Origin of the sequence: Defluviitalea raffinosedens (genome assembly GCF_016908775.1) — a bacterium.
GTDB lineage: Bacteria > Bacillota > Clostridia > Lachnospirales > Defluviitaleaceae > Defluviitalea > Defluviitalea raffinosedens.
The window spans coordinates 248,430-264,246 of sequence record NZ_JAFBEP010000001.1 but is presented as its reverse complement, the minus strand read 5'-3'; the positions used below and the strand labels follow the sequence as shown (position 1 = coordinate 264,246).

General features: G+C 36.6%; 17 protein-coding genes and 1 riboswitch. All 17 genes read left to right on the top strand.

Translation table 11 applies throughout. The annotated features are described in order from the left end of the window. Positions 1 to 99: 99 nt before the first annotated feature. The 17 genes from JOD07_RS01300 (at position 100) to flgK (ending at position 15,808) form a co-directional block, all read left to right on the top strand. Entirely contained in the window at positions 100 to 846 is a 747-nt protein-coding gene (locus JOD07_RS01300; RefSeq protein ID WP_158739868.1) for a YwmB family TATA-box binding protein, read from the top strand. Between the two features lie 15 nt (positions 847 to 861). Beyond that, positions 862 to 2,118, top strand: coding sequence for a UDP-N-acetylglucosamine 1-carboxyvinyltransferase (murA, locus tag JOD07_RS01295; protein ID WP_158739867.1), 1,257 nt, complete (start codon positions 862 to 864; stop codon positions 2,116 to 2,118). Between the two features lie 119 nt (positions 2,119 to 2,237). Next, positions 2,238 to 3,266 (top strand): stage II sporulation protein D, encoded by a 1,029-nt coding sequence (gene spoIID, locus JOD07_RS01290; RefSeq protein WP_158739866.1) that lies wholly within the window; start codon positions 2,238 to 2,240, stop codon positions 3,264 to 3,266. A 42-nt stretch (positions 3,267 to 3,308) separates the two neighbouring features. Next, positions 3,309 to 4,163 carry a M23 family metallopeptidase gene (locus tag JOD07_RS01285; protein WP_204611717.1) on the top strand — a complete coding sequence of 285 codons (855 nt, stop codon included), beginning with the start codon at positions 3,309 to 3,311 and terminating at the stop codon, positions 4,161 to 4,163. Between the two features lie 70 nt (positions 4,164 to 4,233). Then, a complete protein-coding gene (spoIIID, locus tag JOD07_RS01280) occupies positions 4,234 to 4,506 on the top strand; it encodes a sporulation transcriptional regulator SpoIIID (RefSeq protein WP_158739864.1) in 273 nt (90 codons plus the stop codon). 187 nt (positions 4,507 to 4,693) lie between these two features. Next, on the top strand, positions 4,694 to 5,683 hold the full coding sequence (mreB, locus tag JOD07_RS01275; RefSeq protein ID WP_158739863.1) for a rod shape-determining protein MreB: 990 nt from the start codon (positions 4,694 to 4,696) through the stop codon (positions 5,681 to 5,683). A 29-nt stretch (positions 5,684 to 5,712) separates the two neighbouring features. Then, positions 5,713 to 6,471 (top strand): flagellar basal-body rod protein FlgF, encoded by a 759-nt coding sequence (flgF, locus tag JOD07_RS01270; protein WP_158739862.1) that lies wholly within the window; start codon positions 5,713 to 5,715, stop codon positions 6,469 to 6,471. Between the two features lie 20 nt (positions 6,472 to 6,491). Beyond that, positions 6,492 to 7,304 (top strand): flagellar basal-body rod protein FlgG, encoded by an 813-nt coding sequence (gene flgG / locus JOD07_RS01265; RefSeq protein WP_158739861.1) that lies wholly within the window; start codon positions 6,492 to 6,494, stop codon positions 7,302 to 7,304. Positions 7,305 to 7,320: 16 nt separating this feature from the next. Beyond that, a complete protein-coding gene (locus JOD07_RS01260) occupies positions 7,321 to 7,671 on the top strand; it encodes a rod-binding protein (protein ID WP_158739860.1) in 351 nt (116 codons plus the stop codon). Between the two features lie 77 nt (positions 7,672 to 7,748). After that, entirely contained in the window at positions 7,749 to 8,207 is a 459-nt protein-coding gene (locus JOD07_RS01255) for a COG2426 family protein (protein WP_158739859.1), read from the top strand. Between the two features lie 60 nt (positions 8,208 to 8,267). Then, positions 8,268 to 8,371, top strand: a riboswitch (SAM riboswitch). A gap of 98 nt (positions 8,372 to 8,469) precedes the next feature. Then, entirely contained in the window at positions 8,470 to 9,657 is a 1,188-nt protein-coding gene (gene metK, locus JOD07_RS01250; protein ID WP_158739858.1) for a methionine adenosyltransferase, read from the top strand. Positions 9,658 to 9,710: 53 nt separating this feature from the next. After that, positions 9,711 to 11,999, top strand: a complete 2,289-nt coding sequence (recD2, locus tag JOD07_RS01245; RefSeq protein WP_330636076.1) for an SF1B family DNA helicase RecD2 — start codon at positions 9,711 to 9,713, stop codon at positions 11,997 to 11,999. A gap of 13 nt (positions 12,000 to 12,012) precedes the next feature. Further along, on the top strand, positions 12,013 to 12,729 hold the full coding sequence (locus JOD07_RS01240) for a ComF family protein (RefSeq protein ID WP_158739857.1): 717 nt from the start codon (positions 12,013 to 12,015) through the stop codon (positions 12,727 to 12,729). Positions 12,730 to 12,808: 79 nt separating this feature from the next. Then, positions 12,809 to 13,249, top strand: a complete 441-nt coding sequence (locus JOD07_RS01235) for a TIGR03826 family flagellar region protein (RefSeq protein ID WP_158739856.1) — start codon at positions 12,809 to 12,811, stop codon at positions 13,247 to 13,249. Positions 13,250 to 13,353: 104 nt separating this feature from the next. Then, a complete protein-coding gene (gene flgM, locus JOD07_RS01230) occupies positions 13,354 to 13,632 on the top strand; it encodes a flagellar biosynthesis anti-sigma factor FlgM (RefSeq protein WP_158739855.1) in 279 nt (92 codons plus the stop codon). A gap of 18 nt (positions 13,633 to 13,650) precedes the next feature. Beyond that, positions 13,651 to 14,154 (top strand): flagellar protein FlgN, encoded by a 504-nt coding sequence (locus tag JOD07_RS01225; RefSeq protein ID WP_158739854.1) that lies wholly within the window; start codon positions 13,651 to 13,653, stop codon positions 14,152 to 14,154. Between the two features lie 13 nt (positions 14,155 to 14,167). Continuing rightward, positions 14,168 to 15,808 (top strand): flagellar hook-associated protein FlgK, encoded by a 1,641-nt coding sequence (gene flgK / locus JOD07_RS01220; RefSeq protein WP_158739853.1) that lies wholly within the window; start codon positions 14,168 to 14,170, stop codon positions 15,806 to 15,808. The last annotated feature ends 9 nt before the right edge of the window (positions 15,809 to 15,817 follow it).

The window sequence follows — 15,817 nt, the reverse complement described above, 5'->3', positions numbered from 1 at the left end:
CGGCTTTGGCCGTTCTTTTTTTGAAAAATTTTTTAAAACGATTAAATATTTTCTACTTGTCCATACTTTTAAATAGATTCATGGGCGGGAGGAAATAAAATGAAAAAAAAGGCAATCATTTTTTTAGGATTTTTAGCAATAGTTTATAGTGTAGCTTTTTTGCAAATAGGAAATAATAAAAATGGTGAAAGAACTCTTCTTTCAGCGTTTAATAATTCTGATTTTCAAACCATTCAAATCAATCTCAATAGTTGGGGGCTTTTAAATCAATCATTTTCCAGCCTTGAAAAAATGAAAGTTTACTCTAAGAGAATAACCGATGCGTTGGGAATCTATGATATAGACAATACAGAAGAAAAAGAGAGCGAAACCTTTAAAGAATTCATTGTAACTAAGGCTTCTAAAAATGCTAAAACTACAGTCAAATTAGAATCCATTCAATATGAAGAAGAAAATAGTGCAAGTACCTATGTCGTCATCGATATTATTTTATATGGCCAATACAACAGCATCCCTTATTTAAAAGAAGAAATAGATAGCATCTTTGCAGAAAATAATATAAAGCCAACTACCAATATTACCATTGCCGGAACTCTTAGAGGAACTTTAAACAAAGAACAAAAACAAAAGATTGCAAAAAGCATGATGAAAGATATAGGAGCAAAAATTGAAGAAACTTACGAGACAGAGGAAATTTACAGTGTTTATGGGTACACAAGATTAATTAGTGATTGGTTGGTTTCCAATGGAAAGAAGATTAATGTGAATCTTGCTTTTCACTACAATGAATATGAAGACAATACTTATCTTTATCTTGCAACTCCAGTCATTACAGTAGATTACTAGAAGGGAAAGAGTGCATTGGCTAAATTAGTTGTCCATAAAAGTCCTCCTTTAAGAGGCAGCATCAGAATCAGTGGTTCAAAAAATGCTGTTCTTCCCATACTGGCAGCTTCCCTGCTGGCAGAGGGAAAAAGTATAATAGGCGATGTTCCTAACCTTAAAGATGTCGTTATTATGCAACATCTCTTGCAGCACTTAGGTGTAACAATCAAATGGAGCAAAGCAAAGAGTGAAATCGAACTCATTACAGATCATATTACTGAATATGAGGCCCCTTATGATTTAGTCAGTCAGATGAGAGCTTCATTTTTAATCATGGGTCCACTTCTTGCCCGAATTGGTAAAGCCAAGATTCCTCTTCCTGGAGGATGTGCCATCGGCAGTAGACCTGTAGACCTTCATCTTAAAGGATTTAGTGCCCTGGGGGCAGAAATCACACAACAAAATGGATATGTAGAAGCTTATGCAGACAAATTGAAAGGAAGTAAAATTTATTTGGACTTCCCCAGTGTCGGAGCCACAGAAAACATTATGATGGCTGCCGTATATGCGGAGGGCACGACCATTATTGAAAATGCAGCAGTAGAGCCGGAAATTGTTGACCTTGCCAATTACCTCAATAAAATGGGGGCAGATATAAGGGGCGCAGGAACGGATTCCATTAAAATTAATGGTGTAGAGAAGCTTACAGGTACAACCCATTGTGTGATCCCCGACAGAATAGAAGCAGGAACTTTTATGATTGCAGGAGCCATTACAAGGGGTGAAGTTTTTCTTGAAAATGTTGTAAGTGATCATCTAAAGCCTATTATAGCAAAGCTAAAAGAATGTAATATAGATGTTTCAGAAACAGAAAAAGGGATTAAGGTGTGCGGCAGGAATAATATAAAAGCCGTAGACATAAAAACATTACCCTATCCCGGATTCCCTACAGACATGCAAGCACCTTTTATGAGTTTACTCAGTGTTGCAGAAGGTACAAGCATGGTGATAGAAACGGTATTTGAGAACCGTTTTATGCATGTGGGTGAATTAAAAAGAATGGGTGCTCAGATCAAAATAGAAAGCAGGAGTGCTATTATAGACGGAGTAAAAAAACTCACGGGAACACAGGTTAAAGCAACAGACTTAAGGGCTGGTGCAGCTCTGATTCTATGTGCATTGGTAGCAGATGAAACAACAGAAATCAGTGACATTTATCATATAGAAAGAGGCTATTCAGAAATGGAAAAAAAGTTGGCAGCCCTTGGAGCAAGAATAGAAAAGATAAAATAGCCTGCAGCCTTAAGGCTGCAGGCTATTTTCTTTTTAGGGCATGAATTTTATTTCCCTTACATATAAATGTACAAGACATCATGATTTACATATGGGTACAAAGTTACAGGGGGGATAACTTGAAAAAAGTAGGAGCTCTTTTCTTAATGGTATTTTTCGCAATTATTGTATTGCCAGCTTTTATTACCTCCTTTGTGGGAGACAGTCAAATCAACCAGCAGGAAGACATAGGAAAGAACATCAATAATAAGGTAGAAAGCGACAATAAAGAAAATATAAAAGTCATTAAAGTTTTAAATGCACAGACTGGGGAAATTATGGAATTGGAATTTGAAGAGTACATAAAAGGTGTATTAGCGGCAGAGATGCCTGCATCCTTTGAAATAGAAGCCTTAAAGGCGCAGGCTGTGGCAGCAAGAACTTATGCTATTAAAAAAATGAATCAAAAAGGAAGTGAGGATCTTAAAGGAGCGGATATTTCAACGGATCCTTCCAGAGGGCAGGCATATTTATCTAAAGAAGAACTAAAAAAAAAGTGGGGAGAAAACTTTTACACATACTATGATAAAATCGCAAGAGCAGTGGAAGAAACCAAGAATCAGATTATGACTTATGAAGAAGAGCCCATAGAAGCGGTTTTTCATTCTACCAGTGCAGGAATTACGCAAAGTGCCAAAGATGTATGGGAAGTAGATGTACCATACCTAAAAAGCGTAGAAAGTACAGGAGATGAGGAAGCTCCTTCATTTGAATATGAGACAGTACTTTCTAAACAGGAAGTGTACCGTTTATTGAAAGACAAATATCCAGATCTCGTCATTCAGGATTTAATGCAGCAGATTCAGATTATAGAAAGAAATAGCGGAGGATATATTAAGAAGATTCAAATAGGCAACAAGCTTCTAAGTGGGGAGGAAATAAGAAAATTGTTCAATTTAAGGTCCAGCTGCTTCGCTATTAAAGAAGAAGGAGATAATCTTATATTCACTACCAAGGGGTATGGCCATGGGGCTGGAATGAGCCAGTACGGAGCCAATTCCATGGCTAAACAAGGAAAAGACTATCAAGAAATTTTAACCCATTACTATCAGGGAGTTCAGATTAAAGAAATCAATGAAATAGAGGAAAATATTTTGAAAAGTGAATAGCCCATTTTACCTCCGGTTATACTATAGACGGAGGTGGATATAATGAAAAAATTTTGGACGTATCTAAATAAGAAAAGTTATTATGCTATTTTGTTATTATGTATTTTAACAGTGATCGGAACGACAACATTTATCACCAGAAATAATATGAAGACACTAGACAAACTGAACGAGCAAAATGCCATCGACTTAGATGAAGAATTTGGAGATTATGATTTAGAAGACGTAGGAACGATTAAAGCTTATCAGGAAGATCTTAACATTACAAAAGAAGATATCGAGGGGGCTGGAAGCGCAGTTGTAGAGAGCCCTTCGGAAGAAGAGACGGCGAGAGAAGATACAAGTGCTACAAAAGATATTATAGTAGTATCTGGCGAAGAAACGAAAAGCAATAAGTCGGCTTCCTCAGAAAAAGTTAACGAAAGTAGAAATGAAAAGAGAGAAACCAGTGAAGAAGTTGAAGAAACTTTTTCATTCAGCGAAAATGCTTCTCTTATCTGGCCTGTAACCGGGGAAATTGTAATGGATTACAGTGCGGACAAATTAGTTTTTGACAAGACCCTGGAACAATACAGGGTTCATCCGGCTATTTGCATTGCTCCATCAGAAGAAGGAATTGTAAAAGCTGCGGCGAAAGGAAAAGTTGAAATGATTAAAAACGATCCTGAAACCGGCATTACTGTTATCCTGGATCATGGAGATGGATGGAAGACAATATATGGCCAATTACAGAAAAATATTTCCGTCAAACAAAATGAGATAGTGGAAAAAGGCCAAGTTATAGGAGAAATTGGAACGCCTACAAAGTATTCTATTGCTTTAGGAGATCATGTGTATTTTCAAGTAACAAAAAATGATACCCCTGTAGATCCGAAGCAGTTCTTAACAAATAACTAAATACTAAATCATAAACCAGCCCCCCTTAACATATATATAAAACAAGAGTTGTGTTAAGGGGGGCCATCTTTTGAAAGGGTATATTGAAGAAAGAGCCATAGAAGTAGCAAATTTTATCATTGGTTACAATGCTACCGTAAGAGAAACAGCCAAAAAATTCGGAATAAGCAAAAGTACCGTTCATAAAGATGTTACAGAACGATTGGAAAAAATAAATCCAAAACTGGCTATACAGGCGAGAAAAGTTTTGGAATTTAATAAAGCGGAAAGACATCTTCGAGGCGGTTTGGCCACCAAAGAAAAATACATGAATTTAACTAAAAAAGGTAAAAAGAAAAGATAATACGATATAAAATAATAACTAGGGAGGTATGCTTCCTAGTTATTATTTTGCAAAATTTCATAGGAAATACCTTTGAATATTTTACACAAATTAGATATAATAAGATAAATGAAAATAGTATGGAAGGTATAATATTTTTACTAATAAATGACGATAACATTTTATGAGAGTACAAAGGAGAATGAAAATGTTTGGAACAGATATTGGAATTGATTTAGGAACTGCCAGTGTTCTTGTATACATAAAAGGACAGGGCATAGTATTGGAAGAACCTTCAGTTGTAGCGATTGATAATAATACACGTCAGATCCTTGCAGTGGGGGAAGAAGCAAGAAGAATGTTAGGCCGCACGCCTGGTAATATTGTTGCTATTCGTCCTTTACGACAAGGTGTTATTTCCGATTATGATATAACAGAAAAAATGTTAAAATATTTTATTCAAAAAGCAGTAGGAAGAAAGCTCCTTTTAAAACCACGTATTGCAGTATGTGTTCCAAGCGGAGTAACGGAAGTGGAAAAAAGGGCTGTAGAAGATGCAACAAGACAGGCAGGGGCAAGGCAGGTATTTGTGATCGAAGAGCCTATTGCTGCTGCTATTGGTGCGGGAATAGATATAGGACGAGCTTGTGGAAGTATGGTTGTGGATATTGGAGGAGGAACAACGGATATTGCTGTAATTTCCCTTGGAGGCACTGTTGTAAGTTCTTCATTAAAAATAGCTGGGGATAATTTCGATGAAGCAATTGTCCGATATATGAGAAAGAAGCATAATGTTTTAATAGGAGAAAGAACAGCAGAAGACTTGAAGATTAATATAGGAACAGCTTACCCAAGAACCCAGCCTGTTTCTCTGGACGTTAGAGGAAGAAACCTCATCACTGGACTCCCTAAAACGATTACAGTAACTTCTGAAGAAATGCTTGAAGCTCTTCAAGAACCTGTTGCAAGTATTGTTGAGGCAGTTCATGGTGTATTGGAAAAAACTCCACCGGAGCTGGCAGCAGATATTTCAGACCGAGGCATTGTTATGACTGGAGGCGGAGGACTCCTTTATGGCCTTGATAAATTAATAAAAGAAAAAACAGGCATTAATGTGATTATTGCAGAGGATGCTATTTCCTGTGTAGCAATTGGAACTGGTAAATATGTAGAGTTTATGGCAGGCGGGAAAAAATAAAAATTTATTAATTAATAGGGGGACTTGACTTGATTAGAGGATTATACACTTCTGCAATTGGAATGAAAACACAGTTTGAAAAAATGGATATTCTGACGAATAACTTAGCCAATGTAGATACTACCGGATATAAAAAGGATATTGTTGTGTCACGTTCATTCCCTGAGGAACTCACAAAGCGCATACAAGATAGAAAAAATGGATTTTCAAATAACCGTAATATTGGACGTATGAGCTTAGGATTATATAATGATCAAGTTTATACAAATTATACTCAGGGTACCCTTAAGCAAACCGATGATCCGCTAAATGTAGCTATCCAAGGAAAAGCTTTTTTTGCTGTAGGCATGGAAGACGGCAGAGAAGTATACACAAGGGACGGTTCTTTTGCACTGGATGCGAATGGAATGCTTATGACCAAAGAAGGGAATATGGTACTTGGCCAAAATGGACCAATTCGCATAGGCCAGGGAGATGTACGCATTGATGAGTCAGGTAATATATATGTCAATGATGAGCTTATAGATCAATTGAGAATAGTAGAATTTGAAAATCCTGAGACCCTCAGCAAACTTGGAGATAATTTATTGGAAAGAACCGAAGAAACTACAGAAAAAAATATTGAAAGTCGAATCGTACAAGGATTTTTAGAAGGTTCTAATGTTAATGTAATACGAGAAATGGTAGATATGATTACAGCTACAAGAATTTATGAAGCCAATCAAAAAGCAATTCAAACTCATGATGAAACCTTAGGGAAAGCAGTCAACGATGTTGGAAGAGTATAATATGATAGGGGGAATGTGAAATGATGCGTTCATTATGGACAGCAGCCTCGGGAATGACATCCCAGCAATTGAATGTGGATAATATCTCAAATAACTTAGCAAATGTGAATACAGTGGGTTATAAAAAAAGCAGGGTAGAATTTAAATCTCTTTTATATGAAACCATGCAAAAAGCAGGAGTAGACGAAAATGGCGCCGGAAGGCCAGTAAGTATTCAAATAGGTTATGGTGTCAGACCTATAGCCACCGTTAAAGACTATTCTATGGGTAATATTGAAGTGACAAATAACCCCTTAGATATTGCGATTGATGGGGAAGGATTTTTTGCTGTGCAAGGGCCAAATGAAGAAATTATGTATACCAGAGATGGAAGCTTTAAAGTGAGTGTAGTGGATGATGAGACAATGCTTGTGACTTCTGACGGATATCCTGTATTAAGCATAGATGAAGAGCCTATTTACTTTGATCCGGAAGTAAAAATTTCTGATTTAATTATTGGAGAAGATGGTATTATTTCTTATGTGGATGAGGACGGAGAAACTGTTGAAATAGCTCAATTGGCAGTTGTTCAGTTCCCCAATAGAGCAGGTCTTGAAGATGTAGGGCGAAACCTTGTAAGACAAACCGCTGCATCAGGGCAACCTGTTTATGAGGCAGATGGAGATGTTACTAAACCCAGCAGATTAATTCAAGGAAGTTTGGAAGCCTCTAATGTTCAAGTTGTTGAAGAAATGGTTAAGCTCATCGTTGCTCAAAGAGCCTATGAAATCAACTCAAAAGCTATCCAAACATCTGACGATATGCTTGCTCAGGCAAATCAACTTAAACGATAGGAGGTAAAATAAAATCATGAAAACCAATGGAATTGATTTTTCCACTTCCTATCCTGTAAGCAATGCATATGAAACCAAAAAGCAAAGTCAAGAACTGGAAAATTTTGAATCCGTACTTAAAAAGGCTTCAGAAGAAAAGGACGATAAAGCCTTAAAAAAAGCCTGCCAGGAGTTTGAATCCTATTTTATTAATCAACTCTTTAAAGAAATGAGACGAACGATTCAGCCGGGAGGACTTATTGAAAAAAGCCAGGCAGAAGAAATTTTTCAGGAGATGCTTGATGAAGAATATGCAAAAAATGCTTCACAATCCAACGGCATAGGCTTAGCCAATGTACTTTATAAACAACTAAAAAGTCACCTTTAATGGTGACTTTTTTTATGTTATAATTCATCATAGAACCGTGTACAATTATATAGAACAAATATAGGATAGGTGAAGTCATGAATTTTATTTCAAAAGAATGGATGACTCTTTTCATTGCGGCGATTCCCATATTGGAGCAAAAGGCAGCCATCCCCTATGGTATTATACGGGGTATCGGTTTTTGGGAGGTATATATACTAACCTTAATAGGAGCCATTCTTCCATGCCCGATTATTATTTTATTTGTAAATAAATCGTTTGCAATTTTAAAGAAATTCAAATGGTTGCGCCCGATGATCGAGTGGATTGAGAATAGAACTATGAAAAAAAGCAAGAATATTGTAAAATACGAACTCTTAGGACTTTTTTTATTCGTTGCTATACCGCTTCCGGGAACAGGGGTATGGACAGGGTCTCTGGCAGCTTCTTTTCTTCATTTGGAATTTAAAAAGGCTTTTTTAGCTGTATCTGGAGGCGCAGCAGTTTCAGGACTTATTATAGCTATTCTAAGCTATGGTGTTGGAATATTATTTTAATTTTATTGACAAAAATCCTTAAAGTTGTTATACTCACTGTAATATAACTAAATAATTCTTTTCTTATCAAGAGAGGTGGAGGGAAAGGGCCCGATGAAACCCGGCAACCAGCATATTCATGCAGTGGTGCCAATTCCCCCGAATGTGCATTCGGAAGATGAGGAAAAACATACATAGCGTATAAAACCTCGTCAAGAGGTTTTTATTTTTATGTATGAAATAATTTTCTTTACTCAAAATATATATTAAGGAGATGATCGATATGCCAAGAAGATTATTTACATCAGAATCCGTAACAGAAGGACATCCAGATAAAATTTGTGACCAGATTTCTGATGCTATTTTAGATGCAATATTAGCTCAAGATCCAAACGCCAGAGTAGCTTGTGAAACAGCAGTAACAACCGGTATGGTTTTAGTTATGGGAGAAATAACAACCAACTGCTATGTGGATATTCCCAAAGTAGTTAGACAAAAGATAAAAGAAATAGGATATTCCAGAGCAAAGTTTGGCTTTGATGGGGATACCTGTGCTGTGCTGACATCCTTTGATGAACAGTCCGGAGACATTGCTATGGGCGTTGACAAAGCTTTAGAGGCGAAAATTGGACAAGCTGTGGAAGAAGATGAAGCGATTGGTGCAGGAGACCAGGGGATGATGTTTGGATTTGCTTGTGATGAAACCTCTGAACTGATGCCTATGCCAATTTCACTGGCCCATAAATTGGCAAGGAGATTGGCTGAAGTTCGTAAAAATGAAACCCTTCCATATCTCAGACCGGATGGAAAGACCCAAGTTACTGTAGAATATGAAGACGACAGACCAATAAGAGTTGATACTATCGTTGTTTCTACACAGCATGGTCCGGAAGTAGATCAGTCAACGATCCACAGAGATATTATGGAATACGTTATAAAGCCAGTAATTCCAAAAGAACTTTTAGATAAAGATACAAGATATTTTATTAATCCTACAGGACGTTTTGTGATTGGAGGCCCCCAGGGAGATTCAGGCCTTACCGGCAGAAAAATTATCGTAGATACATATGGCGGATATGCAAGTCACGGAGGAGGCGCATTCTCTGGTAAAGATCCGACAAAAGTGGACCGTTCAGCAGCTTATGCAGCAAGATATGTGGCAAAAAATATTGTAGCTGCCGGCCTTGCAAGAAAATGTGAAATAGAACTGGCATATGCTATAGGCGTTGCAGAACCTGTATCTATTCTGGTAAATACTTATGGAACAGGGAAGTTATCTGATGAAGCGATCACTGAATTGGTAAAGAAACACTTTGATCTTCGCCCTGCTGCGATTATTAAGACTTTGGATCTTAGAAGACCAATCTATTCAAAAACTGCAGCTTACGGCCATTTCGGAAGGACAGATATCGACCTTCCCTGGGAAAGAACAGATAAAGCAGAAATATTAAGAAAAGAAGCAAATATATAATTTCATGGGCGCAAGATGCGCCCTTTATTTTTCCCCTTTTCATTTATCAAAAAATGGATTATTATAGAATAAAAATTAGATTGTTCAATGAATGGTGTGGATGTATGGATAACCAAATGGTCATAGAAGGAACCATAGAAGATATTATATTTCGTAATGAAGAAAACGGGTATACAGTGTGTTCTATACATACAAAAGATGAGGAAATCGTTTGTGTAGGTACGCTTTTTGAAGCCTATCCCGGTGAGCATTTAAAAATTATTGGTTCTTGGGTCACACATCCTATTTATGGAAGCCAATTTCAAATAGATACTTATGAAAAGACTGTTCCAAAAACAGAAGAAGGCATAGAAAGATATCTAAGTTCCGGAGTCATCAAAGGTATTGGCCCGGGGTTGGCACGGCGTATTGTTGAAAAATTTGGCTTAGATACCCTACGGGTCATAGAAGAAGAATGGGAACGATTAGAAGAAGTAAAAGGTATCAGTAGGCAAAAAGCGCTTCAAATTGGAGAAATATTTCATGAACAGAGAGAACTAAGAAGAGCTATTTTATTTCTTCAAGACTATGGTATTTCTCCTTCCTATGCTCTAAAGATTTATAAACAGTATGGAGAAGCCACTATTGATATAGTAAAAAATAATCCTTATCGTTTGGCAGAAGACATTTTTGGCATTGGTTTTAAAATGGCAGACCAAATAGCTGAAACTGTAGGGATTGGACAAGATTCACCCCACCGAATCAAAGCAGGAATTAAGTTTATTCTAAATCAGCATTCAAACAACGGACATACCTATATGTTAAGAGAACATCTGGTCCAAGCAGCTCATGAGCTTCTCGGTGTACCATCTGAGTTAATAGAGAATTCCCTGATCGAACTTCAGATTTACAAACAGATTTGGCAGGAAAAGATAGAAGATATAGAAGCAGTATATTTGGCACCATTCTATTATGCTGAAATGAATACAGCGAGAAAACTTATAGATTTTACGATGATGAAAGATGAAACACAAAGTAAAGGTATTGATCAAAGAATCAACAGGCTGGAAAAAGAAAAGAAAATTAAACTTGCGCCCGAGCAAAGACAAGCTGTCAAAGAGGCGATGACAGAAGGGGTACTCATTATTACTGGTGGGCCAGGAACAGGTAAAACTACAACAATTAATGCCATTATTTCTTTGTTGGAAGAAGAAGGCTATGACGTGATTTTGGCGGCTCCGACAGGCAGGGCGGCAAAACGGATGAGCGAAGCTACCGGCAAGGAAGCGAGTACAATTCACAGACTTTTAGAAATTACTTTTTTAGATGAAGATAATAAAAAGCAGATTTTTGAAAGAAATGAAGAAAGACCATTAGAAGCAGATGTCATTATTATAGATGAAGTGTCCATGGTAGATATTTTATTGATGAACAGCCTTTTAAAAGCAGTAGCCCCTGGAACAAGATTAATTTTTGTAGGGGACGTAGATCAATTGCCTTCAGTAGGGCCAGGCAATGTTTTAAAGGATATGATTCGAAGTGAAACGATTAAGGTCGTTCGACTGACCGAAGTCTTCAGGCAGGCAAGAGAAAGTGCAATTATAATGAATGCCCACAGAATTAATAAAGGAGAATATCCTGTTCTTAATGAAAAGGATAAAGATTTCTTTTTTATGAAAAGAAGTATTCAGGATGAAGTCATAGAAACCATAAAGCAGCTGGTGCAAAAAAGACTTCCATCCTTTGCAAACTGTGATCCTATAAAAGATATACAGGTATTAACCCCTATGCGAAAGGGCCCTTTGGGAGTAGAATCTTTAAATACTGTTCTCCAGCAGGCACTGAATCCTCCGTCCAGTAAAAAAAGAGAAAAAGAATATCGTACGACTTTATTCCGCGAAGGGGATAAAGTCATGCAAATTAAAAATAATTATAATATGCCGTGGAAAATTTATAATGATCTAGGAATAAGAATAGATGAAGGTGTAGGAGTTTTTAACGGAGATGCAGGGAGCATACAGGAAATCGATGAAGAAGCCCAGACTCTTACTGTTTTATTTGACGACTTAAAAACTGTAGAATATGATTTTAGTCAATTAGATGAACTTGAGCTGGCTTATGCTGTAACGATCCATAAATCACAGGGATCAGAGTATCCTATTGTGATTATTCCTATTCACAGCGGACCTCCCATGTTGATGAACAGAAATCTGCTTTATACAGCAGTTACAAGAGCAAAGAAACTTGTTGTTATTGTAGGCCTTCAAAGTACACTTCACAGGATGGTAGACAATAATCGTGAAATTAACCGATATTCTTCATTGGCATATCGATTAAAGAAAATGAAAGAATTATCCTCCTAGAAGGTGAGTACAAGTGTGGGAAGCATTGCTGGATTTAATCTATCCGCCAAGATGTATCTTTTGCACAGAAATTATTCCTTTTCAAGAAGAAAGGGGCATATGTAAGCGATGCAGAAATACTCTTCCATTTATTGAGGGAAAAGTTTGTCAAAAATGTGGGAAACCCATACAGGACTCTGATCACAGAACAACATGTTTTGATTGCATTAAGAATTCTCATGTTTACGACAGAGGATGGGCAGTTTTTGCATATGAGGGTATGGTAAAAGATGCAATATATAGATTCAAATATGGCGGGCACAAAGAATATGGAAAATATTTGGGAAAGCTTATGGCAGAGAAAATAAAATATCAGATATCAGAGGAAGGGTTTGATCTTATCATACCCATTCCGATTCATAAAAGAAGAAAAAAAGAAAGAGGATATAATCAGGCAGAGGAATTAGCCAAATCGATTTCAAGCGAATTAGGCATTCCAATGGATCCTTTTATACTTGCCAGAGTGAAGGAAACAAGTCCCCAAAGTGGATTATCCATCGTTCAAAGACAAAATAACATAAAAAAGGCATTTAAAATAGATGACACAATAAATTTACACCAAATGAAAATACTCCTAATTGACGATATATATACTACAGGGACTACTATTAATTATTGTGCTGATTTACTCAAAGAAAGAGGAGCAAAAAAAGTATTTTTTCTTTCACTTAGTATAGGACGTGACATGTGACTCGGGAAAAAGGCAGAATAGATCCAGCGTTTAGAGATAAGGTAATAATTGATCAAATTTTAAAATGTGGGGTGAAACAATGGATATCAGAAATTGTAAACGATGTAACAGGTTATTTCAGTACATTACTGGCAGAATGATTTGCCCTGCCTGTAAAGAAGAGGAAGAAAAAGACTTTCAGAAAGTAAAAGATTATTTGTATGAACATCCAAAAGCATCTATGGCAGAAGTATCACAGGAAACAGGGGTACCCCTTTCAGAAATCAAACATTTCCTGAGAGAAGGAAGACTGATTATTACTCCAGATTCCCCTATGGGAATAGAGTGCGAAAAGTGTGGTGCGCTCATAAAAACTGGAAGGTTTTGCGAAAAATGTGCTATTGAATTGGAAAGAGATGTGAGACTTGCTTCAGATAGCTTAAGAAGCCCAATAGAAAAGAGATCCTACATGCTTGACAAGACTGATCCCAAAAAGAGTAAGATGCATTATCTCAATAAAGAAAAAATTGAAGGAAGATAAAAAATCGGCGAAAGTCGATTTTTTATTTTGTTTATGAGACTAAATTCTTATGGGATTGGTGACGATATAGTAGTAGGAGAATAAATGAAAAAGCAGGTGAGGATATGAAAATAACGAGAGTAAATCAAGTATTGGAAGTTTATAATACAAATCGATTGCAAAAAACTGAAAAGACCAATAAGACTATGGGAAAGGATGTGTTTGCCTTATCAAAGGAAGGTAGAGACTTTCAAATTGCCCTTAGTGCACTCTCGAAAGTACCTGATATAAGGCAGGAAAAAGTACAGGAGATCAAAGAAAAACTTCAATCAGGAAATTATAATGTAAGTGCTCAGGAATTAGCAGACAAAATCGTAGAAAGTGCCTTTGATCAAAAGATCTAATATAAATGAGGGGTTAGCGTGGCAGGATTAATACAGGATTTAATTCAAGTTTTGGAAGAAGAAACTCTGTGCTATAAGAATTTATTGGAATTATCCAAAGAAAAAACAGATATTCTTGTTGCAGGAGATACTGTAGCACTTCAGGAATTAACAAAAACAGAGCAAACTATGGTAGCAAAAACCCTACGACTTGAAAAAAAGCGAGATCAAGTCATAGATGATATTGCCTTGGTTCTAAATGAAGATAAAAATAGTTTAACCATATCTAAACTTCTTGAGAGATTAAAAAACGAAGAAGAAAGAGAAAGATTAAAGGCAGTCCAATCAGAAATAAAAAATGTATTAGAAGATTTAAAAAGATTGAATGAGCAAAACAGATTATTGCTGAATCAATCGATAGATATGATAGATTTTACGCTCAACGCTATACAAAGTACGCGTTCTTTTACTACTAACGATTATAGTCAGGGAGGACAGATGCAAAGTACCAATGGCAGAAGCTTCTTTGACGCAAGACAATAGGGGGTGACTTTTTATGAGTTCCATGGCAAGCTTATCAAGAGCCGTTTCAGGATTAAGGACCAGCCAAATGGGCCTTAATGTAACAGGACACAATTTAACCAATGTTAAGACGCCAGGATATGTAAGACAACAAGTTCTTCAACATGAAACCTTTTATACGACCATAGGCCGTAATGGAAATAATAATCCGTTTTCAATAGGTTCCGGTGTTGATATAACAGAGATAAGACAGATCAGGGATTCATTTTTAGATAGAAATTATCGCACGGAAATAGGTGGATATCAGTTTTATAATGTAAAACAGTCTGTTATTTCAGAAGTAGAATCCATCCTAGGTGAAATTAATGGAGAAAGCTTAAGTGAGGTTATGACCAATTTTTGGAGACAAACCAATAAACTTGCTACTGCACCGGATGGATTGGAAGAAAGACAAGCTTTTATACAAAGCGCTTCAGTTTTTATTGATAAAGTCAATCATATTGCAAAGCAATTAAATGAATATCAATTTGATCTGAATACTCAAGTTAAAGATACGGTTGATACTATTAACTCGCTGGCAGTTAAAATCAGAGATTTGAACGAAGAAATTGCAAAATATGAAATTAACGGAGACCATGCCAATGATTTAAGAGACCAGAGAAATCTTTTGCTGGATGAATTGGCGGGTCTTATTGATATTCAATACAGTGAAGATGCTACAGGAAGAGTCCATGTAAAAGCAGAAGGCCATACCTTGGTATATGGTCAATTTGTAAATAAAATGCAATTGGTGCAGACTCAGGCTAAAAGCCCCTTCGTAAAACCTGTGTGGGAAGATACAGGAGAAGATGTTATTAAAATGAATACACAAATCACAACAGGGGCTCAAAATGATCTAGGAAAGCTCAAAGGGCTTCTATTAGCAAGAGGAGAAGCGGCTGCAAATTATAAGACCAAGGATGAAGAGATCACGCTGAATGATAATAAGTCTATTGAAGATGAAGGCAACTACTATTTAATTCCTAAGATTCAAAAGGAATTTGATACTTTAATTCATAGCATTGTAACGACTATTAATAATATTTTAGCGCCTTATAATGAAGCCACATTAGAAAAAGACCCTGCTGCTCCTATGGGGCAAGATTTCGCTAAAACACAGCATACGGAACTTTTTTCACGAAAGAATGTTGAGAGATATGATGCATCTGGAAAGTATATAGAAGAAGATCCAAGTGATCCTGATACATTGTATTCTGCAGGAAATTTGGTTATTAATCCCGCGCTTTTAAATGATGGTGGATATAACTTACTTCCTTTATCTCAATCAGGATACGCAGGAGATGACTCTGTCGTTCAAAAAATTCTGTCTGCATGGGATGAAGAAAGAACTCAAATAGGCAATCATCACAAGCTTAATTTCCAGGATTATTATGCAGAATTTGTAACAAGAATTGGTATAGAAGGAAATGAAGCAGCTCAAAGAACCCAAGATAAACAAACTGTAGTCAATTATGTAGACAATCAAAGAAGCTCTATGTCTGGAGTTTCACTCGATGAAGAAATGAGCAATTTGCTGAAATATCAACATGCATACAATGCCTCTGCCAGAGTCGTCAATGTTTTGGATTCAATGATCGATACCATTGTCAATCGTATGGGTGTAGTTGGAAGATAGCACAGGGGT

What these genes read in the sequence shown, in the direction of transcription:
- JOD07_RS01255 (WP_158739859.1), top strand. Translation starts at nt 7,749, where the DNA reads ATGAATTTTATTTCAAAAGAATGGATGACTCTTTTCATTGCGGCGATT.
- flgK (WP_158739853.1), top strand. Translation starts at nt 14,168, where the DNA reads ATGAGTTCCATGGCAAGCTTATCAAGAGCCGTTTCAGGATTAAGGACC.
- metK (WP_158739858.1), top strand. Translation starts at nt 8,470, where the DNA reads ATGCCAAGAAGATTATTTACATCAGAATCCGTAACAGAAGGACATCCA.
- JOD07_RS01260 (WP_158739860.1), top strand. Translation starts at nt 7,321, where the DNA reads ATGAAAACCAATGGAATTGATTTTTCCACTTCCTATCCTGTAAGCAAT.
- recD2 (WP_330636076.1), top strand. Translation starts at nt 9,711, where the DNA reads ATGGATTATTATAGAATAAAAATTAGATTGTTCAATGAATGGTGTGGA.
- flgG (WP_158739861.1), top strand. Translation starts at nt 6,492, where the DNA reads ATGATGCGTTCATTATGGACAGCAGCCTCGGGAATGACATCCCAGCAA.
- JOD07_RS01285 (WP_204611717.1), top strand. Translation starts at nt 3,309, where the DNA reads ATGAAAAAATTTTGGACGTATCTAAATAAGAAAAGTTATTATGCTATT.
- flgM (WP_158739855.1), top strand. Translation starts at nt 13,354, where the DNA reads ATGAAAATAACGAGAGTAAATCAAGTATTGGAAGTTTATAATACAAAT.
- mreB (WP_158739863.1), top strand. Translation starts at nt 4,694, where the DNA reads ATGTTTGGAACAGATATTGGAATTGATTTAGGAACTGCCAGTGTTCTT.
- JOD07_RS01300 (WP_158739868.1), top strand. Translation starts at nt 100, where the DNA reads ATGAAAAAAAAGGCAATCATTTTTTTAGGATTTTTAGCAATAGTTTAT.
- JOD07_RS01235 (WP_158739856.1), top strand. Translation starts at nt 12,809, where the DNA reads ATGGATATCAGAAATTGTAAACGATGTAACAGGTTATTTCAGTACATT.